We start from the raw sequence: 24,964 nt of genomic DNA on the forward strand, positions 1-24,964 counted from the left end.
TAAATAAAAAACACCCCTGGCGCTAAGCCAAGGGTGTTCTTGATAGTTATGGGCAAGTTGAGCTAATCTACCACCCGCACGCGGACGGCGGTAGACACCAGCTGCCGGCCGTCTTCCAGGGTAATGAGGAAGTAGAAGGGAAGCTGGTTGGGGTTTTGGGCGTTGAAGGCAGCGGTTGGCGCCACCACGGCCGGCTGGCCGGCGGCGGCGGCGCCAACGCGGGTGCGGTAGGTGGTGTACTGGCTCAGGCTCGAAGTAAACGTAATCTGGTTGGTGCCATTGCCGGGGATGGGCACTAGTTTTTTGCCCGTTACGTCGTAGTTGTAAGACAAGGACTCCGCCCCGGTCATGTTGGCCAGGCCGGCCGTGCCGGTGGTGATGCGGCTGATTTCTTTAATCTTGCCCTTGTCGGATGGGATTTGCAGGATGATGGTGAAGGGCCCCGTGTTTCCGGCGGCGTCCTTCTTGCTCACCGAAGCCGTGACGATGGGGAACCGCTCGAAAAACTCCTGGTTGGGCACCGTGATGGGGATTTCGGCTACGCTGTCTTGCAGGGGCGAGAGGCTTTTGTCGTCATACTCCTTTTTGCAGGAGAACACTCCCACCGAAAGCAGGCCGAGCAGGATGAATTGGGCGAGTTGCTTTTTCATGATAATGAGTCGAAAGACGTGAGGAAAGCAGGTCCGGCCTTATTCGGCCCACCACACTTTCACCGTGGTCAGGGGCTGGGGAGTGGGGATGTTCTGGGCATTGGAGGTAATCTCCACGTTTGGATAATAGAACCGGCTGGGGATGGCGGTGGGGCTTTCGGAGCTGGGGTTGGTGGAGAGGGCCAGCCGCGGGAAGCCCGTGCGGCGGTAGTCGTTGTAGGCCTCGTAGCCATTGCCAACCCAGGCTATCCACTTCTGGGTGATAATCTGGTTGAGCCGGTGCTCGGTGGTGCCCGATAAGGTCACCACCTTGGGGTTGGCCGCGAAATATGCCGTGATGTCGGTGGCCGAAACGCCCGCCTTGGTCATCGAGGCCCGAATGCCTTCCTGAAACAGCGTTTGCGCCGTTTGGCCCGTTACGGTTACGCCGGGCAGGGTCAGCACCGACTCGGCCAGGATGAAGGCCCGCTGGAAGTTGGTAACCAGCCGGATGGGCGCTTCGCCGCTGGTGCCGATGGTGTAAACGCCGTAGCGCGAGCGGCTGGATATCACGGGCGTAGCGGCCGTGCCGCCGTTGTCGTAGCCCGTAAACTTGCCGAAATCGGTGTTCGTAGCCGCTGCGTTGCCCGGCGTGGCCGTGAAATACCTGGGAAGCCGCGGGTCCTTCAGCAGGTTGAGCGTATCGAGAAAGCGCTGGCTCAGCATCTGGTCATCGGGGCGGTTCACGTAGTTGTAGGCGTATATGGGATTTTGGTTGCCCACGGCCGTGCCGAAGGGTACCTCAAAGTCCTCGCTGTTGTCGGCGATGTACGCTGTGGGCGTTTTGGCCAGCACTTCCTTGATGACGGTGGTTGCCAGGGCCGGCTCCTTCTTGCTGATGGTGTTGGCAAACTTGAGCAGCAGCGTGTTGCCAAACTTCTTCCACTTGGCCAGGTCGCCTTTGTACACCAGGTCGTCGCCGGCGCCGGGCTTCAGCGTGCTGGTCTTGTCCACATCGGCCAGGCCTTCGCGCACCAAATCGAACAGGCTCTGAATGCCCAGCGCGGTGTTGCCTTTGTAGATGTCTTCCTGCTTGTCGAAGCGCGGCTGCAGGTTGGGGGTTTCCAGGTTGCCCTGCAGGGCCTGCGAGTAGGGAATGTCGCCCCACAGGTCGGTGAGCACGGCGTAGTTGTAGGCCTTCAGCATCTTGGACACGCCGGCGTAGGCCGGGCTGGTGGCCTGCGTCGAGTTGATGATTTGCTGCAGGTTAATCAGCGTGCCCCCGTAGAACTCGTTGTTCCACTGGTTGTCGAAGCCGCCCCGAATCTGGTACGTGTCGTAGGTGCGGGGCTGGTTGAGGATGCCGGCCGTGTGCTGCACAAACAGCTCGGCCACCCGGCCCACCTCGTTGCCAATGGCAAAGCCCGTGGTGGCCTCAGCCCCCGTGAGCAGCACCGTGGGCGGTACATTCTGGGGCGAGTTGGGGTTGTTGTTGACATCCAGAAAGTCGTTCTTGTTGCAACTGCCCACTGCCAGGGCAACCGCGAGCACCTGAGCACAGCGAAATAGCGTCATGGATTTCATGTCGGAATCGGTCGAAACCGCTTAAAAAGTAAAACGGATGTTGGCGCCGTACGTGCGGGCGTTGGGCGGGCCCTGCAGGTCGAGCCCGCGGATGTTGCCGGCGCCCTGGGTGTTCAGCTCGGGGTCGAAGTTGGCGTTGGGCGCGTAGAAGAACAGGTTGCGGCCCGAGAGCGAGAAGTTCACCTGGCCAAAGGGCAGGTTGCCCAGCGCCGTCTTGGGCACGGTGTAGCCCACCGATACTTCGCGCAGGCGGTACACGGTGGCGTCGTACACGTTCAGGTCGCTTTGCAGGCCAAACGCCGCCCAGTAAGTCTGAGCGTCTACCTCGATGTTGTTGGGCCGGAACGTGCCGTCCGAATTGCGAATCACGCCCGGAATCACGCGGGGCAGCTCCCGGTCGTGGCCGGTTTCCTCGAGCGCGCCGTTGGACCGGTAAAAGCCGTTGGTGAAGGAGAGGATATCGCCGCCCTGGCGGGTGTCCACCACAAACGAGAGGTTGATGCCGCGGTACGTGAGGTTGTTGGTGAGGCCGCCCTGCCAGCGCTGGTTGGGGTTGGCAATAATGGAGTTCGGGATATCGGCCTCAAACACACCCGTGCGCGGGTCGATGATGTACTGGCCGTCGGGGCTGCGCGACTTCTTGCCGCCCACAATCACGCCGTAGGGCTGGCCCACCACAATAAACGGCAGGCTGCCAATGAAGCCCGAGCCGGTGATACGGGCCCGCTCCACGCCCTCGGCAATGGACACCACCTTGTTGCGGTTGGCCGTGTAGTTGGCCGTGATGTCCCAGCGGAAGTTGTCGGTGCGCACCGGCGTGACGGTCATCAGGCCTTCGATGCCCTTGTTGTCGAGCCGGCCCACGTTGGCGTAGCGTTGCGTAAAGCCGGTGCTACCCGGCGTGGTGATGGGCACAATCTGGTTGCTGCTGACGGTCTTGTAGGCCGTCAGGTCAAACGTGAGACGGTTTTGGAAGAAGCCCAGGTTCAGGCCCGCTTCCACCGACTTGGTAAATTCCGGCTCCAGGTTCGGGTTGCCCAGCGTTTGGCTGATGCGGAAGCCGCCGCCGCCGTTCAGTGGGAACGTGAGGCCGGCCACGTTGTTGCCCTGCACGATGACGCTGTAGGGCGTGGTCAGCGAATACGGGTCGGCGTCGCGGCCTACGCGGGCCACGTTGCCGCGAATCTTGCCATAAGAGAGAATCGACGAGTTGAGCTTGAGCGCATCGGTGAACACCAGCCCCAGCGTGGCCGAAGGGAAGAAGTAGGAGTTCTTGTTCTTCGGCAGGGTTGAGGTTTGGTCGATTCGGCCCGTCACGTCCACAAACAGATAGTCGTTGAAGGCCAAAGACAGTTGGCTGTAGTAGCCCAGCAGCCGCCGCACCTCCGACCGCTCGCCGGTGCCGTTCGAGAAAACGCCGCCCACCGAGGCATTTGTAAAGCCCGGCACCAGCACGTTGTCGGCCTGCGAAGAAATGCTCTGGAAGCGCCGCTGGTTGACGTTTTGGCCCAGGAGCAGGGTGGCGTTCAGGCCCGGCCGCAGCACGTTGTCGCGCTTCAGGGTCACGAGCAGGTCGCCGTTGAGCTCACTACGGAAAATGTTTTGGTCCAGAATCTGGCCCGAGGGCACACGGGCGGCCCCCACGGAGTAAATCTGCTTGCGCCGGTCGGTGTAGGTGTCGTAGCCCAGGCGGTAGGCCACGTTCAGCCAGGGGGCCACGTCGTAGCTCAGGTTACCCACGTTGATAAAGCGCGTGAGGTCGCTGGTGGTGGGGTTGTTGCGCAGGTTCCAGTAGGGGTTGTCGGAACCGCCGAAGAAGACGCTGCGGCCCGTGACGGGGTCCGTGTTGGGGAAGCCCTGCAGGTCGTAGCTGCGCGGCACACTGGGCAGCTGGCCAAACGCGCTGCTGCCGTTGCCCACGGGCGCGCCCAACTGGTTCGACAAAACCATGTTCACCGAGCCCCCGGCCTTCAGCTTATTAATCAGGGTGGTATTGCCGCCCAGCTGCACGTTGGTGCGCTTCAGGTTGGCAAATTCCGTGATGCCGACCTGGTTGGTGTTGTTGATGTTCAGGCTGAAGTTCTGGTCCTTATTGCCGCCGGCGATGTTGGCCCCGTTCGATAGGATGTGGCCCGTCCGGAAGAAGTTCTTGATGTTGTTTGGGTAGGCCTTGTATTCCACCGGCGTGCCATCGGGCAGCTTCAGCACGCCAATGCCGTTGGCCGCCGTGGCCGGAGTGCCGAACCGCGGCCCCCACGATGCCTGCGAACCGGTGTTGATGTTACCACCCGTGGTGATGAGCACCCCGCCGGTGCCCTGGCCGTAGTCGTTCTGGAAGTCCTGCAGCCCGTACACTTTCTGGATGCTGTAGTCCGACGTCACCGTTACCTCGAGCTTCTTGTTCACGTTGCGGCCCGACTTGGTGGTAATGATAACCGCCCCCGACGCCGCGCGCGACCCATATAGGGCCGCCGCGGCGGGCCCTTTCAGGATGCTGATGCTCTCCACGTTGTTGGGGTCAATGTCGAGCGCGCGGTTGGAGCTTTGCGCGGCGCCGAGCGTGCCCAGCGTGGTGCCGTTCGTCACGTCCAGCGAGTTGCTGATGGGGATGCCGTCCACGATAAACAGGGGCTGGTTGTTGCCCTGCAGCGAGGTAATGCCCCGGATGTTGATGTTGGTGGAGGAGCCCGGAAGGCCGCTGGCACTGGTGATGTTGACGCCAGAAACCCGGCCCTGCAGCGTGTTGAGCACGTTGGGTTCCGATTTCTGGGCCAGGTCTTCGCCTTTTACCTGCTGCTGCGTTGTATTCACCGAGCGCACGTCGCGCTCAATGCCCAGGGCCGTCACCACCACCTCGTTGAGCTGCTTCACGTCGCTGGCCAGCGCTACGTTGTAGGTGTTATCCGTGCCGATGGGCTGCTCCACGGTGGCGTACCCAATGGAGCTGAAGCTAAGCGTGCCCCCGCTGGCCGGTACGCTGAGCGTAAACGAGCCGTCCGGACCGGTCGAGGTGCCCACGGTAGAGCCTTTCAGTAGCACCGTCACGCCCGGCAGCCCTTCACTCGTTTGCTTGTCCGTGACCCGCCCGGTAATCTGTCGGTTCTGCGCCCAGGCAACCTGGAGCGCATTGAGCAAAATAAATAAGCCCAACAGTAGCATTTTTTTCATAATGGCTGACTTTTATTGAGGAGGGAATCTGCAACAAATTACAAATCAGCGCGCCAAATAATATAGTATTGACAAGACATTTTTGAATTATTAGCAGTAGTTGAGCTAAAAAAGTCGTCAGTTGTGCTGACCTACTGTTAACGGGTTGCTGGAAATCAGCTTCTTGATTTCATGGAGAAAAATAAAGATTCTAATATTATTTAAGCGGCTGCAATGAGGAAAATTCAGGTCTACTAAAAGTCTGCTCAAGGTCTCAACCCACGGCAACCGCTATCCAGCTACTAAAGAGGCGCAGGGTCCCGTAAAAGCCGCGCCCCCGGCAGCTGGAGCTACCGGGGGCGCGGGAGGGCGAAGGCTGGTCACGCTCAGAGAGCGGAACGGGCAGCCTTCAGGAGAAATTGAGCTGGTTTAGCGGCGCTTGCCTTCGCCGGCAAACTTCATGCGGTAGTCGTGCTTCACGTCGCCTTTGCTGATGCGGGCGAGCTTGCCTTTCAGCAGCTGCTTTTTAAACGCCGACAGCTTGTCGGTGAACAGCACGCCTTCCAGGTGGTCGTACTCGTGCTGAATGATGCGGGCGGCCATGCCGGAAAAGGCTTCTTCGTGCACCTGGCGGTTTTCGTCTTCGTAGCGCAGCACGATGTCGGCGTGGCGGTTCACCAGCTCGCGCACCCCGGGGATGCTCAGGCAGCCCTCCTCAAAGCCCCACATCTCGCCGGTTTCGCTCACCATCACGGGGTTGATAAACGCGCGCTTGATGGGCGGCTCGGGCATTTCGCCTTCTTCCAGCTCGGCCAGGTCTTCTTCGTCCAGCTCCACCATCGGCCCCGAGTCCATCACAAACAGGCGCACGCCCTTGCCAATCTGGGGCGCGGCCAGGCCCACGCCGTGGGCGTAGTACATGGTCTCGTACATGTCGGCAATGAGCTGCTGCAGGTCGGCAGCGGCCAGGTCGGCCGCCAGGTTTTTGGCTTTGGTCTTCAGCACGGGGTCGCCAATGGCAACGATGGAGTAAATCATATTGTAGTGGTCAATTTAAAATAGAACGTCATGCTCATCTGGCGTCCGCGTAGCCGAAGCAGCTCGCGTGGGGTAGCAATCAAAGCAGCCCAACGATGCGAGCGAGACGCTTCGGCTACGCGGACGCCAGATGAGCATGGCGTTTAACAAAACAACTAAACCTCACGCATGAGCGGCGATTCAAGAAACGATTGGAGAATGATGGTGGCACTGATGCGGTCTACGGTGGCTTTGTCGCGGCGGGCCTTCTGGCCAAGGCCACCGGCCAGCATGGTGGCGTGCGCCATGCGGGAGGTAAACCGCTCGTCGAGCTCGTGCACGGGCACTTCGGGCAGCTCGCGGCGCAGGCGGCGCAGCAGGCCCACCACGGCGCTGGTCACGTCGGTGGGCTCGTTGAGCAGCGTGCGCGGCATGCCCACCACCACGGCCCGCAGCGGCTCGCGCTGGTGGTACGCCAGCACGTACTTCACCAAATCCTGGCTATGGATGGTTTCCAGGGGCGAGGCAATCATGCACAGGGGGTCGGTCACGGCCAGCCCAACGCGCTTGTTTCCGTAATCGATGGCGAGAATGCGGCCCATGTGCCCGGGGGTGGAGTAGCGAAGTGAGGTGTTGGCAAGTATTGCCGCCGCAAAGATACGGCAGGGGCAAGGGCCTCAATCCAAAGGGTTGCTCCGGCCCGTAGTTGAGCTGGTTTTGAAATAAAAATGGCCGAGTTAGGGGGCGGAAGAATAGGACGTTTCAAGAAGGGGTAATTGGTGTGAAATTCGGAAAATATCAAGCTTATATGGGTAAAATTATAAAATGTGTCTCCTCAAAACTTATTATTTAGAGGTGTTTACAATTGTAATTTGCCATTAAATACGTCAAAATTTATCTTTATAGACGTAAAATGTTGTAATTTTCTTCGAAATACAAGTATTGTTGTCTTAGCGAATTCTGTTCTAAGAAAATTTCAATAGTTTTGGTCTGTACAATACGATTTTTCTATTCGCTAGCACTTATACCTTTCTTATGTCTTCCTCGTCTTCAGCGGCTTCCGAAACGGCTCGGCCTGCTCCCTCCCGGGGGCGGCGCGGGTGGTTGCGGCAGGGAGTACTACTGATGCTGGCCATGGGCTGCGGGGTGCTGGTGGCCAACAACCCCTTCCGCCCGTCGTCGGAAAACCCCGACGCTACGGCTCGCGGCTACCTGCGCTTCAAGGAAATATTGAGCTACGTGGACCGCGACTACGCCGACTCCGTCGACACGGAAGCCCTGGCCGACTACGCCGTGGGGCAGATGCTCGAAAAGCTCGACCCGCACTCCGTCTACATCCCCGCCCGCGACCGCGAAAAGACCGATTCCTTCCTGCAAAGCGACTTCGACGGCATCGGCATCGAATTCAACCTGTTTCGGGACACCATGACCGTGGTGGCCCCGCTCAGCGGCGGCCCGGCCGAGCAAGCCGGCGTGCAAGCCGGCGACCAGATTCTGAGCATCGCCAACAAGCGCGTATCGGGCGGGCACCTGAGCACCGCCCGGCTCAGCGAGCTGCTGCGCGGGCCCCGCGGCAGCAGCGTCACGATGGAGCTGCGCCGCCGCGGCCAGGGCCACCCGCTCAACCTGACCATTCCCCGCAGCCGTGTGCCCAACGCCTCGGTAGATGCCGCGTACCTGGTGGATGGCCAAACCGGCTACATCAAAGTGAGCCGGTTCGCCTCCAATACCTACGACGAGTTCAAGGCTGCTTTGGCTGACCTGCGCCGCCAGGGCCTAACCCGCCTCGTGCTGGATTTGCGCGGCAACCCCGGCGGCTACCTCGACCGTGCCACCCAGCTGGCCGATGAGTTTATTGGGGGCTCGCGCAAAATCGTGTACACCGACGGCAAGGGCGAGCAGTACGACTCGCAGACCTACGCCCGGGTGGCCGGCGAGTTTGAAGAAGGTGCCCTGGTGGTGCTCGTGGACGAAGGCAGCGCCTCGGCCGCCGAAGTGGTGGCCGGCGCCCTGCAAGACCACGACCGCGCCACCATCGTGGGCCGCCGCACCTTCGGCAAGGGCCTGGTGCAGCAGCCCATTGCCCTGAGCGACGGCAGCGAGCTGCGCCTGACCATTGCGCGCTACTACACCCCATCCGGCCGCTCCATCCAGAAGCCCTACGGCGCCAACTACGCCGAATACCGCGCCGACGTGGCCAACCGTGCCGCCCGCGGCGAGCTGCAGTCGGCCGACAGCATTCGCTTCGCCAAAGAGCTGCGTTTCCGCACCGACCACGGCCGCACCGTGTACGGCGGCGGCGGCATCATGCCGGATGTATTTGTGCCCCGCGATACGCTGGCGCATTCCGCCTACGTCACCAAGCTGCTGAGCTACGGCGTGGCCCGCGCCTTTGCGCTCGCCTTTTATCAGGCGCACAAAGCGGAGCTGGAAGGCCTGCGCTTCGAGCAGTTCCATGCCACCTTCCGCATTTCCGATGCGCAGCTGGTGAGCCTGGCCGCCCAAGCAGCTCAGGTTGGCGTGACCACGGATGTGGCCTCCATTCGCCGGTGCGCGCCCCTGCTGCGCAACCAGCTCAAGGCCTACATTGCCCGCAGCGCCTACGGGCCCGTGGCGTACTACACGGTGCTCCGCGAACAAGACCCCGAGCTGCAGCGCGCCCTGCACGTGGTGAGCGACAGCACCGCCCAACTGGCCCTGCTGGGAAAATAAGCGCGGGCGGCACCTGTCATTGCGCCTTTTCTGTCATTGCGAGCGCAGCGAGGCAATCCGTCCTGTAAAAGCCAGACACTTTCTAAAGCGACAAGCCCCGGTACTGTGCTGTACCGGGGCTTGTCACATTATTGGGCTGGTCGCGGAGAGAGGACGGATTGCCGCGCTGCGCTCACAATGACAGGCGCTGCCCATAATGACCGTTGGGCAACGCCAAAACAAGCCGGCCCCGTAACTTCACTGCCCAAATCCCACCCTTGTTCTCATGTCGCACTACCACCGCCTCGGCCAGATTCCGCGCAAGCGCCACACCCAGTTTCGCCAGCCCGATGGCACCCTGTATTCGGAGCAATTGGTGGGCACGCTGGGCTTCCACGGCGTGTCGTCGCTACTGTACCACGTGCACCCGCCCACCCAGATTAAGCATGTAGGCGAGCCACGGTCCTACGCCCCCAAGCTGCTGAAGGACCGGCCGCTGCAGCCCGAGCACCTGCGCACGCTGGCTCAAACCAGCACCGGGGGCGACTACCTCGCCGCTCGCCAAACCCTGCTCGGCAACGCCGACGTGACCATGAGCATCTGCAACCCCACCGACAAGCGGATGGATTATTTCTACAAGAACGCCCAGGCCGATGAGGTGATTTTCGTGCACGAAGGCCGCGGCGAACTCTGGAGCCAGATGGGCAAAGTTGCCTTCGAGCCCGGCGACTACGTGGTGGTGCCGCGCACGGTCATTCACCAGCTCCACTTCGAAGAAGGCCCCGTCCGGCTGATGATTATTGAGTCGTTCAGCCCTGTGGAAACCGTACGGCGCTATCGCAACCACTTCGGCCAGCTGCTGGAGCACTCGCCGTATTGCGAGCGCGACATGCGCCCACCCACCGAGCTGATTCTCGACGACTTGCCCGAGGGCGACTACGTGGTGCAGGTCAAGAAAGAGGGCATGCTGCACCAGCTCACTTACGCGCATTCGCCCTTCGATGTGGTGGGCTGGGATGGGTATTTCTACCCCTACGCCTTCAGCATCCACGATTTTGAGCCCATCACCGGGCGCCTGCACCAGCCGCCACCCGTGCACCAAACCTTCGAGGGCCGCAACTACGTCATCTGCTCGTTTGTGCCGCGTCTTTTCGACTACCACCCGCTCAGCATTCCGGCGCCCTATAACCACTCTAACGTCGATTCCGACGAGGTGCTGTACTACGTGGCCGGCAATTTCATGTCGCGCAAGGGCGTGGACCTGGCCTCCTTCACCTGGCACCCCACGGGCCTGCCGCACGGCCCGCACCCCGGCACCGTGGAGGCGAGCATCGGCAAGAAAGAAACCCACGAGTTGGCCGTTATGCTCGATACCTTCCGCCCGCTCTACCTCACCGAAGCGGCGCTGCCTTATGTAGATGCCCGCTATCCGATGAGCTGGAATCCCGGCTTCGTGCCCGACCCGCCCAAATCGGCGGATATGATGGATTGAGCTGAACTGTGGGCTAAGCGCTAGCTAAGCCAAAACAGAACGTCATGCTGAGCTTGTCGAAGCATCTCTACTGCTTCGTTGAGCCGCACCGGGGAACCTCACCCCTGGCCCCTCTCCAAAAGAGAGGGGAGCCTGACGGTAACCAGTCAACAAAAAGACCCGACTCAATATTGAGTCGGGTCTTTTAATTAGGAATTGAGCTGATTCTTGTGCCGTGGCTCCCCTCTCTTTTGGAGAGGGGCCGGGGGTGAGGTTCTCACGCGAGATGCTTCGCTCAGCCGGAAGCTCCACTCATTCTCGGCCGTCAGTCTTATTGCTCCATCTTCCCGCCGGCCCGCTCGGGGTGCTGCGCGGGGATGGTCTGTAGCTTGAAGGGCTGCTTTTTTAAGTCAGCCATGATGACATCCACAGCTTTGGCAAGCTGCGGGTCGTCGCCGTTTTGAGTAGCGTTGGGCAGCACGTCGACTTCGATGTCGGGCGAGACGCCGATGTTCTCGATTTCCCATTTCCCGTCGGGGCTGTAGATGCCGAAGCTGGGCGAGGTCACGCTGCCGCCGTCGATGAGCGGCGGGTAGCCCGAAATGCCAACCAACCCGCCCCAGGTGCGCTTGCCCACGATGGTGCCCAGCCCGCGCCGCCGGAAGAAGGCCGGCAACGCATCACCGCCCGAGCCGGCAAACTCATTCACCAGCATCACCTTCGGGCCATAGATGGATGCCCCCGGGGAGGTGAAAGCGGGGCCCTCCCGAGTGGCCCAGTAACTGAGCAAAGGCCGGTTGAGCAGGTCGAGGATGTAGTCGGCCACGAAGCCGCCGCCGTTGAACCGCTCGTCAACGATAACGGCCTGTTTGTCGAGCTGGCTGAAGTAGTAGCGGTTGAAAAACTCGTAGCCCTCGGGGCCGGTGTTGGGCAGGTACACGTAGGCTACGCGCCCGCCGGTGAGCTCGTCCACCTTGCGGCGGTTGCCCTCAACCCAGGCAATGCGGCGCAAGGTGGCCTCGCTGGCCACGGGCACCACGGTTACCTCGCGGGCACCGCTCATGGTGGGCTTGGTGTTTACCGTAAGCGTGATTTGCTTGCCCACGGTGTTCTCAAAGAAGCTGTACACGTTGTCGGTGCCGCGCACCGGGCGGTTGTTCACGGCCAGTAGGTACTCGCCTACTTTTACGTTCACGCCGGGGCCGGTGAGCGGGGCGCGAAGGCCGGGGTTGAAGCTTTCGCCGTTGAAGACCCGCTTGAAGCGGTAATGGTCGTTGGCTACCTCGTAGTCAGCGCCGAGCAGCCCCACGGGGCCGGCTTGCAGGGCCGGCATGTCGCCGCCGCTCACGTAGTTGTGGCCCACCACCATTTCGCCCATCATCTCGCCAAATAGGTAGTTGAGGTCAGCGCGGTGTGCCACGTAGGGCAGGAAGGAGGCGTACTTTTTCTTGGTGGCCACCCAGTCCAGGCCGTGCATGTTGGCGTCGTAGAAGTAGTCGCGCTCCAGGCGCCACACTTCGTTGAACATCTGCGCCCACTCTTGGCGCGGGTCGATGTAGGCGTCCATGCCGGTGAGGGTGAGCTTGCCGTCGGTCGCGGTGGGTTTGCCCGCAGCTTCCACAATTCCGAAGGCGTTGCCGGACGCCATATAGAGCAGCTTCTTGCCATCGGCGCTGAGCGCATAGCCGCTCACCTCGGCCATAAACACGTCGTCTTTGCGCTCTTTCAGGTCGAAGCGGTGCAGGCGTTGGGTGGGTTCGGCGGCCGTGGCCGCGGGGCCGGCCGGGGTGGTGGCGGGCATGGCTTCCAGGTAAAACAGCTTGTCGCCGTCGGCTACTTCCAAGCCGTCGAGGGAGCCCACGGCAGAGCCGGGCACCACCAGCACGCGCTGACTCATGCCGACGGTGTCGATAACCACTTTCACGCTGGCTGGCTTTTTCCCTTTCAGGTCCTTTATGGCCACTTTGGGGGCGGGGCGGTTGCCCACCGGCTTGCCCACTGCCACAGAGTCCGGCTTTCTGATGGCGTCCTTTTCCTCGTCGCTTTGCGGGGCAAAAGGCGACGCATCCTTCTGGTTGAGCACGGCCACGTAGAGGGTGCGCTTGCTCATGCGGTCGTAGGCTGTCATGTCGAGCCAGGTGGTGCGCAGGCCCACGTCGGTGCTGGCCGCAAAGAAGAGGTACTTGCCGTCGCGGCTAAAGGCTGGCGAGGTAGCGTCGCTGCGCCCGTCGCTGATGGCAAAGCGCCGCCCCGTGGGCAAGTGGTATACAAATACGGTGCGCAGGTGATTGGGCATCAGGGCCGAGTAGGCCAGCCACTGGGCGTCCGGCGACCAGGCCGGAGCCATCACCGGCTCGCCGCGCACGGGGCCGAAAGCATCAGTGGCCACCCGCACCGACTTTTTGTTGGCCAGGTTCAGGTACCAGAGGTTGAGCTTTTTGTCGGTGTAGGCAATTTTCTTGCTGTCGGGCGACCACAGCGGATGGAAGTAAAAGGACGGCGCCCCCAGCGAGTAGGACTCGGCGGGCTTGATGCCGCGTTGGTCCTGCACGTGCAGCTGGTACTCGCCCGATACGTCCGACACGTAGGCGATGCGCGTGCCGTCGGGCGACCACGCCGGGTAGCGCTCGTGGGCGCCGTCGGAGTGGGTGAGGTTACGGCTCTCGCCTTTCTTAGCGGGGACGGTGAAAATGTCGCCCCGGGCTTCTACCACGGCCCGCATGCCGGTGGGCGAAATCGCGGCCGAGCGCAGCATATTGGCCACGTTGCGGTACTGCGGGCGCAGGGCCAGCACCTCGGGCGTGATGCTGATTTTGAGGGACGTGGCTTTGCCCGATTCGGTATTGAGCACATGCAGCCGCCCGGCCTGCTCGTACACCAGCTCGGTGCCGTAGCCGGCCAGCGCTTTCACGTCGTAGTCGGTATGGCGCGTGAGCTGCTCCACTTTCTTGGAGGCCACGTCGTACACAAACACGTTGTTGGTACGCTGCCGGTCGCTGAGGAAATACACCTTGCCGCCCAGCCAGCGCGGGCTGGTATCGGTGGCGTTTTCGTGGGGGATTTCTTCGGTGGCCAGGGTTTGCAGGTTGGTGAGCCAGATGGGGCCGGTGCGGCCGCCGCGGTAGTGCTTCCAGGTATCGGTAGCGTTGGTGATGTGCGTGTGGGCCAACGTTTTGCCATCGGCCGAGTAGCTCCCTTTTTCGCCCATGAGCAGGGGCAGGCGCGTGGGTAGGCCACCGGCCACCGCCACCGTAAACAGCTGCAACGACCGCGCATACGCTTCCTGCGAGCTACTGAAGAGAATGCTCTTGCCGTCGGGCGTCCAGTCGCGCACCACGTCGGCCGAGGGGTGCCAGGTGAGGCGGCGCGGCTGCCCGCCGCCGATGGGCACCAGGTACACGTCGGGGTTGCGGTCGTAGTCGCCGGTGAAAGCTATCCACTGGCCGTCGGGCGAGAAGTGGGGGCTGGTTTCCACGCCCGGGCCCACTGTGAGGCGCTGCGGGTTGGAGCCGTCGCGGTTGGCCGTCCAGATGTCGCCGGCGTAGCTGAAGGCCAGCTTGTCGCGGCTCAGGGCCGGCTCGCGCAGCAGCAGGGTTTCGGGGCCAGCGGTTTGGGCCTGGGAGGGTAGCGCAAACGCCCACGCCAAGGCAAGCAAAGAGTAAGGTTTCACCATGTTTTAATTGAAGGATATGAAGAGGTGTCCAAGTTAGCTCTGAAACTGATAAACAAGTATTTTCGCTTAGGCGAGGAGCTACCTGCTCGCGGTGAACCATTGGCTTAGCTTTTGCCGTATTTGCAGTCCAGTCATTCTTTAATCTCTATGAAAAAGATTTTCCTATTAGCTCCTCTGGTGCTTTTCCTGGCCGTGGTCGGCTGCAAAAAGCTTGACCAGCTTCTGACTTTCAACGTCGACGTTTCGCAGAGCGTAACCATACCCGGCTATTTCGTGGGCGCCCAGCTGGCCCCGGTGAAGGTGGTTACGAAGTCGGAAGAGTCGTTCCGCAACAACAAGACCACGCGCGACAACGTCAAAAACGTGTACCTCAACAAGATGGTGCTGACAGTGACCAGTCCCTCAGGGTCCACGTTTGACTTCCTGGACAAGATTGATATCTACATCAATACGCCCAATGCCAACAACAAAATTAAGTTGGCCTACCTCTACACCGTGCCCCAGGGCACCAACACCATCACCCTGATACCCACCACCGATAAGCTCGACGAGTACCTGAAGTCCGACACGTACGAGCTGACGGTAGACGCCAAGCTCACCGGCTTCAGTGCCAACGACTTTACCGTGCGGTCCGACGCCACCTTTAAGGTTACGGCTGACCCGCTGTAGCGCAAGCCGATTTATTGAAAACGACAACGCCGGCCCGAATTGGGCCGGCGTTGTCGTTTTCGGAGCAGTTCGGGTAGTTATTTCACCACCGCAATGCGGTTGTAGTAGTCCATCATGCGGGCAATGTCGGCGGGGCGGGTGTAGTCGAGGTGCTGCGTGGTAGCGAAGGTGCGCACCTCGTCGGTGCGGGCGCCAAACAGACGCAGCACGCCGGCCTGGGTGGGCTCGAGCGGGCGCAGGGGCTCGCTGCCGTTGGTGCCCGGGCCGGCAAGCAGGGTCGCTACCAGGGGGCGGCGCCCGTTGGGCGTGGGCACCGGCGCGACTGAATACAGCCAGCCCAACAGCATGGGCCCGGCATCGATGGCGGTGAGCACTTCCACAAACTCGCGGCGCGTGCCGGTGCTGCCTTCCTTCACCACCCGGGAGCGGAAGCGGCGCAGTGGCATTTCCGCGTCGCCGGCTTCGCCCAGGTCGAAGCCCCGCAGGCTGCCGGCCGGCCACAAGTGGGTGGAGTCAATTTCCACCGAGTCCTGGGTTTCGAGCAGCTGCAAGCCGGCGTGGTAGCGCAGGCCCGGCACGGGGCGGCAGTGGCCATCGTAGGTGCGCAACGTGCCAAACTGGAAGGTGCCATCGCCCAATAAACCGGTTGCCTGCTTGACCGAAGCTCGCAGGGTGCGCCCCAAAGTGGCGTCATTGGCCTGCTGGTAAATACTTTGGGCTTCCGCTTGGTCTCGTGCCATCTGGGCCCTGGCGGGCTGCCAGCAGGCCAGTAAGAACACCGCAAATAAGTAGTAGGAGTGCTTCACTAACTTATTATTAAAGGAAGATGGAATAAAAACGGCACCAAAACTACAATAACATCGGCATCTATCACGATTCTGCTTAGCGTGCCAAATTACTTTCGGGCAGCCAAGCACCGTGCCAACCCAAGACGCAGAAATTATGTGCAGGTTTCTTGCGGATGTAAATAAATGATAAATAGAGAGAAAGATGATAAGGGTTGGCGCATTTCATCTAGTGCTTGACAGAATAATCAGCCTAACCTATTAGCTCAACTTAAGAAACGCTGGTTGTAATATTCCACCATTTACACCTTATCTGTTCCGTTGCTATTTGGGCGTGGGCCAGGGCTGCGAACATAACGAATAGAAGTGGCCGTGCTGCGCAGCGTGGTTTGCGAATAGTCGGCAGAAAGCCACGCAAGTGCTGGAAAGCAAAAACGCCACCCCGACGCCCGTAAATTGAGCTGAAAGGGTGACGCTGCATTGCTGATGAATACAGACTTACCGGTTGCGGCCGTACTGCTCGTGGCTGCTCACCCAGTCGGAGCTGCTGATGGCGGCGCCCAAACTCAATTCGCCAGCCAGGACCACGCCGGCCACTATTTCGGCAAATTTGCGCACCGTGCCGCGGCCCACGCAGCCCAACATTTCCAGGCATTCGTTTTGGGTGGCCAGGCCAGTGCCGCCGCCGTGGGTGGCCACGATGAGCGAGGGGATGGTGATGCTGATGTACAGGTCGCCATCGGGCGTAACTTCCGAGTACAGCACGCCGGCCGACGACTCGCTCACGTTGGCCACGTCCTGGCCGGTGGCGATGAACATGGCCGTGATGCCGTTGGCCGAGTGCGCGCCGTTGTTGTTGGCCCCCGACATGAAGGCACCCACGTTGCTCACCTGGCCGTGGTAGGCCAGCTGCTCGGGCGTCACGCGCATGCGCTGCTGCAGCACCTCGCGCTTCACCACGGCTTCGGCCACCACGCGCTTGCCGCGGGTGCGCATGATGTTGATTTGGGAGGCTTTCTTGTCGGTGGCGAAGTTCGACTCGAGGTAGAAGTGCTCCACTTTGGCGCCGCGGTAGTTCTCCAGAATCCAGGAGCAGGCCGCAAAGGTGGCCCGGCCCACCATGTTCTGCCCGGCGGCGTCGCCGGTGCTGAAATTGAAGCGCAGGTACGCAAATTTGTTGCTGAGGTACGTGTCGATGTACTGCAGCTTGGCCACGCTGGACGTGCTTTCGGCCTGGGGCCGGATTTGCTCAATGGACTCCTCCACCCACTTGCCAAAGTCGCGGGCGCCGCGGGCATCGCTGAACACGAACACCGGCGCCCGCTGCATGGCGTCGCCGATGACGGTGCATTTCACGCCCCCGCACAGGTTCAGCACCTGCATGCCGCGGTTGTAGCTCGCTACCAGCGTGCCCTCGGTGGTGGCCATCGGTATCAGAAACTCGCCTTGGGCGTGCTCGCCGTTCACGAGCAGGGGCCCGGCCAGCCCCACCGGAATCTGCGCCACGCCCGTGAAATGTTCGCAGTTGCCCTTAAGCACGTGGGGGTCAAAAGAGTAGTGCTTGAGGTGCTGAAACTGCTTGCCCGAAAACTCCTCGGCGAAGCGCTGTCGGGCCGCGATGGCCGCCTCGGAGTAGTCGTCTTCCTGGGAGCGCGGAATGTGGGGCTTAAAACTGGTCAGGCCCACAATGGCGTCTTCGACCTCCACGTGCAGGTCGCCGAAGGCATCGGTTGAAAACCAAATCTGCACCGGGTGCATGCCCTCGGCGAGGCGAGGCGTGTCGAGAAAAACCTCGAGCGAGCGGCCCACGGGCAGCTCAATGGCCCGCCCGTCGGCGTTGATGTCGGTAGCAGCCCGCCGCTCTCCGTTGCCCAAATCGACGTGGATTTTCTCAGCCGGAATCACCACATCGCCGATTTGTACCTGCTTAAAGCCCGTCAGGTTCACGTTGTCGAGCCGGTTTTTAATGCTGAACGCCACGCCTGAATGCGGCAGGTTGTGGAGGCTGCCGCGGGTGTAAAGCAGCTTCAGGAGCATGGGGCTGGGGGTGAAGACCATTGGTTTTTGCGGGAATGTGAGGAGGTAGGAACGGGTGCGGGAGTGCGTGGGGGTGAAGGTGGGAAATTTTAAGGAGAAAATTGCCTCCATCGGAACGATGAATGCAAGCCCGGGACGCCCGGACTTCGGCCGTAAGCGGGAATACTTCAGCTCACCGCCCGGCCAATGCCCACCTTCTAGAGGCCAGTGGCGGAAAAAGTAATGGCCCCATTGGGGGCAAGTTGCAAAATTGTGGGGCTGGAGGTATATTCATGTAGATAAAGTATTTAGCAAGTATATCGGTCTTTAGTGTTTAGGTTAGTTGACCTGTTCACCCTCCATTCATCCTCCTGTTGCGTATTTTACTTATTAAACCCCCCGTGCATCGGCGCGGTTAGTAGGCGCCATACGTCTCCAATTCTGCCTCACATAGGGCAGTGGCTATGCCCTAATTATTACCTTTGTGCGGCGTCGGGAATGCCCGTCGGCTGCCTCTTTTCTGCTATGGCCTCCCCCTCAGACTATCCACGCTTCACGCTCGGCAGTACGCTTACTGCCGAACAGCGAGCTTTTTTCTCTAAACACGGCTTCCTTCACTTTCGCCCCTTTGCCTCGCCCGAATACGTTCAGCAACTCCTGAAAGCCACCGAAGAAGTACAAGCCAAATGGCTTGCCCAGGGCGTAGAAAAAGTGAACGGCGTGCCCATCAAATACGGCCACGACGTAGATGGCTCCCGCATTGTGCAGCGCTTCGCTTTTGCCTCGCAGCACAGCCCCATACTACACGAGCTGGTGCAAGACCCCCGGTTCAAGGCCTTGTTTCCGTTGCTCGAAGCCGAAGGCGGCCGGGTGGGCGAAAACGAGAAGGACGGACTCGTGGTGAACCACTACGTGAACATCGAAGGCTCGGAATTCTCGCAGATGGGCTGGCACACCGACTCGCTGCGCGACGTATTCTACGGCAAGCGCATTGGCCCCATGCTCAACGTGGGCCTGCACCTCGACGGCACCAAAGCCACCAACGGCGGCTTGCGCGTGATTCCCGGCACCCACCGCCAGAGCCTGCACAAGATGCTGTTTCGGAAGAAGTACTACAAAGACGTCTTCTACGACCCCAACGAAATGGCCATCGAAACCGAAGCCGGCGACCTCACCGTGCACGACGGCCGCATGTGGCACCGCGTAGCTCAATCGCCGCTAATCGGCGAAGCCAGCCGCCGCCGCGTGATGTACGTGCCCATCATCGCCGGCAAGTACCAGCCCAAGAGTGAAACCAGCCCCACGCCGTTTTACCTGCGCTTCCTGCACCTTGTTAAATAAATGAGGAATGAAGAATGAGGAAGGAAGAATTAGTCGTTGGGCTAATTCCTCATTTGTCATTAGTCCCTCCTCATTAGTCACTCCACATAAATGGCTTACGCACTCGTTACCGGCGCTTCGCGCGGCATTGGCCGCGCCCTTTCCCTTTTGCTGGCCCAGCGCGGCTACGACCTGCTGCTGGTGGCGCGCTCCGAAGCCCAATTGCAGGACCTGGCCCGGGAAATAGGGGAGAAGCACCAGCGTCAGGCCCGCGTACTGGCCCTGGACCTTGCCGCTCCCGGCGCCGCCGAGACTGTAGCCACCTGGGCCACCCAGCAAACCGACCAGCTGGCCATCATGGCCAATAACGCCGGCTACGGCCTGTGGGGCCGCTTCGAGCAGCTCAGCTTGGCCGAGCAGCAAAACATGCTTCAGCTCAACATGCATTTGCCGGTGGCGCTCACGCACGCGCTGCTGCCGGCGCTGCACCGGGTCCCCAAGGCTTACGTGCTGAATGTGGCCAGCACCGCGGCCTACCAGGCCGTGCCGTCGCTCTCGCTCTACGCGGCCAGCAAGGCGTTTTTGCTGAGCTTCAGCCGGGGCCTGCGCTACGAGCTCAAGAGCAGCAACATCTCCGTGACCTGCCTGTGCCCCGGCGCTACCACCACCAGCTTTGCTGACCGCGCTGGTATGGGCGCCGAGCTGCAAGCCACCGCCAACAAAGTATCGATGACGGCCGAGGCCGTGGCCGAAGCCGCCGTGGTGGGCCTGCTGGCCGGCGAAGCCGAAATCATCCCCGGCATGCTCAACAAGGTATCGGCGGGCCTCACCAGCGTGGTGCCCAAGGGCATTGTGGAGAAAATCGCCGCCGGGATTTACGAGAAGTATTTGTAGGGCGGCCGGTGCCGGGCCACTTGCTCGGCCAGCCAGTAAGCCAGCCAGGCAAACAGCGGCGCGGCCAGCACGTCGTAGGAATAATGCACCCGCTGCACCAGCACTAGGGTGCCCACTGCCCCGGTAAGCACCGCCAGCGGCCAGCGCCAGCGGCGGCCCCGCACGGCCAGGGCCAGCAGGGCCATGGTGGCCGTGTGCCCCGAGAAGAACAAGTCGCGCACCACGGGCTGCGTGGTCACGGCAAAGAGGTGGTCCACCACGGGGTCGTGCAGCGCGACCAGCGCGAGGGGCGGGTCCAGCGGCAGCAGCCACAGCGTGAACATGCGCAGCAGCTGCAAAATAAAGTACGCCCAAAAAGCCCGGAGCAGTAGCTGGGGGCGCGGCAGCAAGAAGGCCAGCGTGGCCCCAATGCTCCCATAAATCAACCCAAAAGTGAGGGTCGACTCGTCGTGCACCGGCAGCAAACTCAGCAGCGGGTCGGCCAGCAGCCGGCCGGGGCGCGACTGAATGAAGTGGAAGTAGCGCGGCGCCGCCTCCAGCAGCCCCAGCAGTCCCAGCCCCACCAGCCCCAGCCGCCCGCGGAAATCCGGGCTGGCCCAGGCCCCCGGCCAGGATTGCTCAGGGGGAAGCGTTGCCGGGGCCGGTGCCGCGGCTTTAGGCAAACGACGGGGTTTTAAGAGCGTAGCCACAGGAATTGGGCAGTCGGGTAGTGAGCAGCAGAAGAATCGGGTACAAAAATACGCCTATGGCTCAACACTAGCGGATTTGTAGCCATCCCGTGCGTAACATTACCTGCCGGCTCAATTGTGCCGTGCGCCCCTCATCCGTTGCTTACATTCTTTATGCGCATTTCTATTCCCCTGGTTTCCGCAAGCGTTGTGATGGCGCTGGCCAATCTGCCTGCCCAAGCCCAAAACAGTGCCCTCAATGCCCGGATTGGCCAGCTGGCTACCCAGGAAGAAAGCAAGGTCATCGCCTGGCGGCGCGACATTCACGAGCACCCCGAACTGGGCAACCAGGAAACCCGAACCGCTGGCATTATTGCCGCTCATCTCAAGAAGCTGGGCTTTGAGGTGCAGACCGGCGTGGGCCGCACCGGCGTGGTGGGCATTCTGAAGGGCGGCAAGCCCGGCCCCGTGGTGGCCCTGCGCGCCGACATGGACGGTCTGCCCCTCACCGAAAGCAACGACCTGCCCTTTGCTTCGAAAGTAAAAACCACCTACCTGGGCCAGCCCGTGGGCGTGATGCACGCCTGCGGCCACGACACCCACGTGGCTATGCTCATGGGGGCGGCCGAGGTGTTGAGCCAGGTGAAAAAGGACCTGCCCGGCACCGTGAAGTTCATCTTTCAGCCCGCCGAGGAAGGCTCCTTGCCGGGCGTGGAAGGCGGTGCCAAGCTCATGGTGAAGGAAGGCGTGCTCGACAAGCCCAAGGTGGATGCCGTGTTCGGGGTGCACATCAGCGCCGGGACCGAAGTGGGCAACCTGAACTACCGCCCCGGCGGCGAAATGGCGTCTTCTGACCGCTTCACCATCAAAGTGCACGGCAAGGGCGCGCACGGCGCCTACCCCTGGAACAGCGTGGACCCCGTGGTGACGGCCGCCCAGATTATCATGGGCCTGCAAACCATCGTGAGCCGCGAGGTAAAACTCACCGATGACGCCGCCGTGGTAACTGTGGGCACCATTAACGCAGGCGTGCGCTACAACGTCATCCCGCCCGATGTGGAGATGAGCGGCACCATCCGGGCCCTCAACCCGGCCGTGCAAAAGCAAATCTGGGCCTCCATCCGTCGCATCGCCACCAACATTGCCGAGAGCGCCGGCGCCACGGCCGATGTCACCATCGAACCCTACGTACCCGTGACCATCAACGACCCTGCCCTGACAGCCCAAATGCTGCCGACGCTGCAAGCTGCGGCCGGACCGGGGCGCGTGCACGAAATCAAGGCCGTGACCGGCGCCGAAGACTTCTCCTTCTACCAGAAAAAGGTGCCCGGCTTGTTCCTCTTTGTGGGCGGCATGACCAAAGGCCAGGACCCCGCCACCGCGGCCGACCACCACACGGCCGGCTTCCGCATCGACGAAAGTGGGCTGACGCTGGGCGTGAAAACCCTGGCCACGCTAGCCGCCGATTACTTGAACGCCAAGAAGCTCTAGCCGGCCGACATAGCCGCCACCGATACAACCAAAACCGAGGCCCTGCGCGGGCGGCTGGTGGGCTCAGGCCCCGGCTGCTGGCGCAGGGCCTCGGCCGTTATTGACAGCGCTAAGGGTGCCAAAATGGAGCCGCCGCCAAGCGGAACAAAGCTCCTCTATGCCATCCGTTTCAGGTGCCTGGACCTGATTAGTTCTAGCAAAAATCGACCCAATTTAATTATCGTGTTAAAGGAATGTTTCAATTTGGCAGAGTGCAATTCGTTTAAATATTCATGTATAAGATTCGGGCATTTGTAACCAAATTTTCAAGATAGAGTAAGGCCCATCACGAATTTGATTACGTTGCGTCAGCTTTATGGCGAATTATTGAAATTCGTGCAATTCTTTTTCCCACCATCACTCCATTTTCTTACATGAGAAAACAATACTCTGCTGTTGCATTATTGATGCTCGGCTCACTGGCTGCTACCACAGCCCAGGCCCAGGATGCCGCGCGCATTCAAAACAAAGTTTTAGGCGAAGACAACCAGCCCGTGCTGGTGCAGTTCAGCGCCGAAGGAAAAATGGCTTACCGCGGCATTGAAGGCAGCCAAGTCCTGCGCCAGCAGCTGGCCCTGACCAACGCCGACCAAATGGTGAAGCGCAACGTGGAAACCGACCAGCTTGGCTTCACGCACGAGAAGTTTGCCCAGTACTACCAGGGCATCCGGGTGGAGCACGCCGACTACACGGTGCACGCCAAGGGCGGCACGGTGGAAAGCATCAGTGGCGACTTCGAGCGGATTGAGGGGCTGAGCACCACGCCCTCGTTGAATGCCTCGGCGGCGCTGACCCGGGCCCTGGCCCACGTGGGCGCCACCAAGTACATGTGGCAGAGCGGCGATGCCGACGCCGCTTCTTACCGCCCCACGGGCGAACTGGTGTTTGTGCGCGATGCCCGCGCAACCAACGCCAAAAGCTCAATCGTACTGGCGTGGAAATTTGACGTGTACGCCGCCGCTCCCGTCAGCCGCGCCTACATCTACGTGGATGCCCGCACCGGCGAAGTGGTGTTACAAGACAACATCATCAAGCACGCCGCAGCTACGGGCACGTTTGCCACCGCGTATAGCGGCACCCGCACGTTCAACGACGGCACCACCACCGGCGGCTACTTCCTGCGCGAAGGCACCACCCGCGGCCTGGGCATCGAAACCTACAACTGCAAGAAGGGCAGCAGCTACACCGCCGCTACCGACTTCATCGACGCCGACAACAGCTGGACGGAATACAACAACGCCAACTTCGACAACGTGGCCGGCGACGCCCACGTGGGCGCTCAGGCTACCTACGACTACTGGAAGAACGTGCACGGCCGCAACTCCTACGACAACGCCGGTGCCAAAATCAAGAGCTACGTGCACTTCGACGATACCCCCGGCGACGGCGTGGGCTATGAGAATGCGTACTGGAACGGCTCGGTGATGACCTACGGCGACGGCGCCTCGCGCTTCCGCCCGCTGACGGCGCTGGACGTGTGCGGCCACGAAATCGGCCACGCCGTGTGCGAAAGAACTGCTAACCTGACTTATGCCAACGAGTCGGGCGCCATGAACGAAGGCCTCTCCGACATCTGGGGTGCCAGCATCGAGGCGTACGCCGTAGCGAACCTGGGCTTCACCTCGGGCGGCGTAAAAGCCAAATCGACCTGGTTGATTGGCGAGGAAATCGACAAGCAGCAGGCCGCGCTGCGCTCCATGAGCGACCCCAAGTCGTTGGGCCAGCCCGCTTACTACAAAGGCCAGTACTGGGTGCCGACCACCACGTCTCCTTCTAACGCCAACGACCAGGGCGGTGTGCACACCAACTCGGGCGTGCTGAACCACTGGTTCTACATCCTCGCGGTGGGCAAATCGGGCACCAACGAAGGCGGTGGCGTTTATAGCGTAACCGGCGTAGGCCTCGACGCAGCGGCCAAAATCACGTTCCGCATGGAAAGCGTGTACATGGTGGCTTCTTCTACCTATGCTCAAGCCCGCACGTACGCCATCCAAGCTGCTACCGACCTGTACGGTGCCGGTTCGGCTCAGGTAACGGCGGTTACCAATGCTTGGTTTGCCGTTGGTGTTGGCGCAGCCGCTGGCGGCACCACGCCTCCCCCCACCACTACCTATTGCACCATCAAAGGCACCACCCAGTCGTATGAGTGGATTGACCTGGTGAACATTGGCAGCATCAACCGCGCTTCGGGCTCGGATGCAGGCTACTACAATGGCACGGCCCTGAGCACCAGCCTGGCCGCCGGCACCAGCAACACCATTTACTTCAGCGCCGGCTTCTCTGGTGCGGCTTACACCGAGTACTGGAAAATCTACATCGACTACAACAAGAACGGCGTATTCACCGATGCAGGCGAACTGGTAATATCCGGCTCGTCGGCAAGCAGCGGCACCCTCAGCAGCACCATCGCGGTGCCTACCACGGCCCGCAGCGGTGCTACCCGCATGCGCATCGTAATGAGCGATGCCAGCGCCACCACGAGCTGCGGCACCTTTAGCTACGGCGAGGCCGAGGACTACACGGTGAACATCACCGGCGGCGCGGCCTTGACCGAAGGCGTCTACGGCCTGACCGGCAACTCTTCGCCCCTGGGCAATGAGCTGGCCCGCACGCTGGAAGTATTCCCCAACCCTGCCACCGACGCCGTACGCTTCGTGCTGCCCGGCAACGCCGAAGCCACGAGCGTAGTAGTGACCGACGTCCGCGGGGCCCGCGTACCCGGCGCTAGCTTCAGCAACGGCACACTCAACATCAGCAGCCTGGCCAAGGGCATGTACACCCTAAGCGTAAGCGACGGGCAGAAAGTGTTCCACCAGCGCTTTGTGAAAGAGTAACCGCTCCTCGCAATATTGCAAAAAGGCCCGTCAGCA

The 24,964-nt window shown here is 61.2% G+C and carries 16 protein-coding genes; 7 read left to right on the forward strand and 9 right to left on the reverse strand.

Translation table 11 applies throughout. The features are described from left to right. Nucleotides 1–62: 62 nt before the first annotated feature. The 5 genes from LJ738_RS11755 to ruvX all read right to left on the reverse strand — a co-directional run bounded on the left by LJ738_RS11755 (nucleotide 63) and on the right by ruvX (nucleotide 6,979). The gene (locus LJ738_RS11755) at nucleotides 63–650 is read right to left on the reverse strand and encodes a hypothetical protein (RefSeq protein ID WP_227786508.1); all 588 of its coding nucleotides are present in this window, start codon (nucleotides 648–650) and stop codon (nucleotides 63–65) included. A 39-nt stretch (nucleotides 651–689) separates the two neighbouring features. Then, nucleotides 690–2,204, reverse strand: a complete 1,515-nt coding sequence (locus LJ738_RS11760) for a SusD/RagB family nutrient-binding outer membrane lipoprotein (protein WP_227786509.1) — start codon at nucleotides 2,202–2,204, stop codon at nucleotides 690–692. A 30-nt stretch (nucleotides 2,205–2,234) separates the two neighbouring features. Further along, a complete protein-coding gene (locus LJ738_RS11765) occupies nucleotides 2,235–5,381 on the reverse strand; it encodes a SusC/RagA family TonB-linked outer membrane protein (RefSeq protein ID WP_227786510.1) in 3,147 nt (1,048 codons plus the stop codon). Nucleotides 5,382–5,789: 408 nt separating this feature from the next. Next, entirely contained in the window at nucleotides 5,790–6,398 is a 609-nt protein-coding gene (gene def, locus LJ738_RS11770; RefSeq protein WP_227786511.1) for a peptide deformylase, read from the reverse strand. 155 nt (nucleotides 6,399–6,553) lie between these two features. Continuing rightward, the gene (gene ruvX, locus LJ738_RS11775) at nucleotides 6,554–6,979 is read right to left on the reverse strand and encodes a Holliday junction resolvase RuvX (RefSeq protein WP_068191489.1); all 426 of its coding nucleotides are present in this window, start codon (nucleotides 6,977–6,979) and stop codon (nucleotides 6,554–6,556) included. A 433-nt stretch (nucleotides 6,980–7,412) separates the two neighbouring features. On the opposite strand from ruvX, the gene LJ738_RS11780 reads away from it, so the two are divergent. After that, entirely contained in the window at nucleotides 7,413–9,089 is a 1,677-nt protein-coding gene (locus tag LJ738_RS11780; protein ID WP_227786512.1) for a S41 family peptidase, read from the forward strand. A gap of 265 nt (nucleotides 9,090–9,354) precedes the next feature. Then, nucleotides 9,355–10,560, forward strand: a complete 1,206-nt coding sequence (locus tag LJ738_RS11785; RefSeq protein WP_227786513.1) for a homogentisate 1,2-dioxygenase — start codon at nucleotides 9,355–9,357, stop codon at nucleotides 10,558–10,560. Between the two features lie 310 nt (nucleotides 10,561–10,870). Here LJ738_RS11785 and LJ738_RS11790 read toward each other — a convergent pair whose 3' ends face one another. Continuing rightward, nucleotides 10,871–14,212: a S41 family peptidase gene (locus LJ738_RS11790; RefSeq protein ID WP_227786514.1), complete on the reverse strand. Its 3,342-nt coding sequence runs from the start codon at nucleotides 14,210–14,212 to the stop codon at nucleotides 10,871–10,873. 147 nt (nucleotides 14,213–14,359) lie between these two features. Between LJ738_RS11790 and LJ738_RS11795 the strand changes: the two genes are divergently transcribed. After that, on the forward strand, nucleotides 14,360–14,881 hold the full coding sequence (locus LJ738_RS11795) for a hypothetical protein (RefSeq protein WP_227786515.1): 522 nt from the start codon (nucleotides 14,360–14,362) through the stop codon (nucleotides 14,879–14,881). A 77-nt stretch (nucleotides 14,882–14,958) separates the two neighbouring features. Here the strand turns inward: LJ738_RS11795 and LJ738_RS11800 are convergent, their stop codons facing one another. Together LJ738_RS11800 and LJ738_RS11805 are read right to left on the reverse strand one after the other, a co-directional pair. Beyond that, nucleotides 14,959–15,687, reverse strand: a complete 729-nt coding sequence (locus tag LJ738_RS11800; protein WP_227786516.1) for a hypothetical protein — start codon at nucleotides 15,685–15,687, stop codon at nucleotides 14,959–14,961. 477 nt (nucleotides 15,688–16,164) lie between these two features. Next, nucleotides 16,165–17,724 carry a hydroxymethylglutaryl-CoA reductase gene (locus tag LJ738_RS11805; protein WP_227786517.1) on the reverse strand — a complete coding sequence of 520 codons (1,560 nt, stop codon included), beginning with the start codon at nucleotides 17,722–17,724 and terminating at the stop codon, nucleotides 16,165–16,167. A 483-nt stretch (nucleotides 17,725–18,207) separates the two neighbouring features. Between LJ738_RS11805 and LJ738_RS11810 the strand changes: the two genes are divergently transcribed. Continuing rightward, nucleotides 18,208–19,023, forward strand: coding sequence for a phytanoyl-CoA dioxygenase family protein (locus tag LJ738_RS11810; RefSeq protein ID WP_227786518.1), 816 nt, complete (start codon nucleotides 18,208–18,210; stop codon nucleotides 19,021–19,023). A gap of 90 nt (nucleotides 19,024–19,113) precedes the next feature. Beyond that, nucleotides 19,114–19,896 (forward strand): SDR family NAD(P)-dependent oxidoreductase, encoded by a 783-nt coding sequence (locus LJ738_RS11815; protein WP_227786519.1) that lies wholly within the window; start codon nucleotides 19,114–19,116, stop codon nucleotides 19,894–19,896. Here LJ738_RS11815 and LJ738_RS21510 read toward each other — a convergent pair. Beyond that, a complete protein-coding gene (locus LJ738_RS21510; protein ID WP_227786520.1) occupies nucleotides 19,878–20,585 on the reverse strand; it encodes a phosphatase PAP2-related protein in 708 nt (235 codons plus the stop codon). The genes LJ738_RS11815 and LJ738_RS21510 overlap by 19 nt on opposite strands. Before the next feature lie 153 nt (nucleotides 20,586–20,738). Between LJ738_RS21510 and LJ738_RS11825 the strand changes: the two genes are divergently transcribed. Further along, entirely contained in the window at nucleotides 20,739–22,055 is a 1,317-nt protein-coding gene (locus LJ738_RS11825) for an amidohydrolase (RefSeq protein WP_227786521.1), read from the forward strand. Between the two features lie 413 nt (nucleotides 22,056–22,468). Continuing rightward, on the forward strand, nucleotides 22,469–24,928 hold the full coding sequence (locus tag LJ738_RS11830) for a M4 family metallopeptidase (protein ID WP_227786522.1): 2,460 nt from the start codon (nucleotides 22,469–22,471) through the stop codon (nucleotides 24,926–24,928). Nucleotides 24,929–24,964: the final 36 nt, after the last annotated feature.

Source organism: Hymenobacter plasmatis, from assembly GCF_020711255.1.
GTDB lineage: Bacteria > Bacteroidota > Bacteroidia > Cytophagales > Hymenobacteraceae > Hymenobacter.

Coding starts and splice junctions, on each gene's coding strand:
- LJ738_RS11755 (WP_227786508.1), bottom strand. CDS start 650: ATGAAAAAGCAACTCGCCCAATTCATCCTGCTCGGCCTGCTTTCGGTG.
- LJ738_RS11760 (WP_227786509.1), bottom strand. CDS start 2,204: ATGACGCTATTTCGCTGTGCTCAGGTGCTCGCGGTTGCCCTGGCAGTG.
- LJ738_RS11765 (WP_227786510.1), bottom strand. CDS start 5,381: ATGAAAAAAATGCTACTGTTGGGCTTATTTATTTTGCTCAATGCGCTC.
- def (WP_227786511.1), bottom strand. CDS start 6,398: ATGATTTACTCCATCGTTGCCATTGGCGACCCCGTGCTGAAGACCAAA.
- ruvX (WP_068191489.1), bottom strand. CDS start 6,979: ATGGGCCGCATTCTCGCCATCGATTACGGAAACAAGCGCGTTGGGCTG.
- LJ738_RS11780 (WP_227786512.1), top strand. CDS start 7,413: ATGTCTTCCTCGTCTTCAGCGGCTTCCGAAACGGCTCGGCCTGCTCCC.
- LJ738_RS11785 (WP_227786513.1), top strand. CDS start 9,355: ATGTCGCACTACCACCGCCTCGGCCAGATTCCGCGCAAGCGCCACACC.
- LJ738_RS11790 (WP_227786514.1), bottom strand. CDS start 14,212: ATGGTGAAACCTTACTCTTTGCTTGCCTTGGCGTGGGCGTTTGCGCTA.
- LJ738_RS11795 (WP_227786515.1), top strand. CDS start 14,360: ATGAAAAAGATTTTCCTATTAGCTCCTCTGGTGCTTTTCCTGGCCGTG.
- LJ738_RS11805 (WP_227786517.1), bottom strand. CDS start 17,724: ATGGTCTTCACCCCCAGCCCCATGCTCCTGAAGCTGCTTTACACCCGC.
- LJ738_RS11810 (WP_227786518.1), top strand. CDS start 18,208: ATGGCCTCCCCCTCAGACTATCCACGCTTCACGCTCGGCAGTACGCTT.
- LJ738_RS11815 (WP_227786519.1), top strand. CDS start 19,114: ATGGCTTACGCACTCGTTACCGGCGCTTCGCGCGGCATTGGCCGCGCC.
- LJ738_RS11825 (WP_227786521.1), top strand. CDS start 20,739: ATGCGCATTTCTATTCCCCTGGTTTCCGCAAGCGTTGTGATGGCGCTG.
- LJ738_RS11830 (WP_227786522.1), top strand. CDS start 22,469: ATGAGAAAACAATACTCTGCTGTTGCATTATTGATGCTCGGCTCACTG.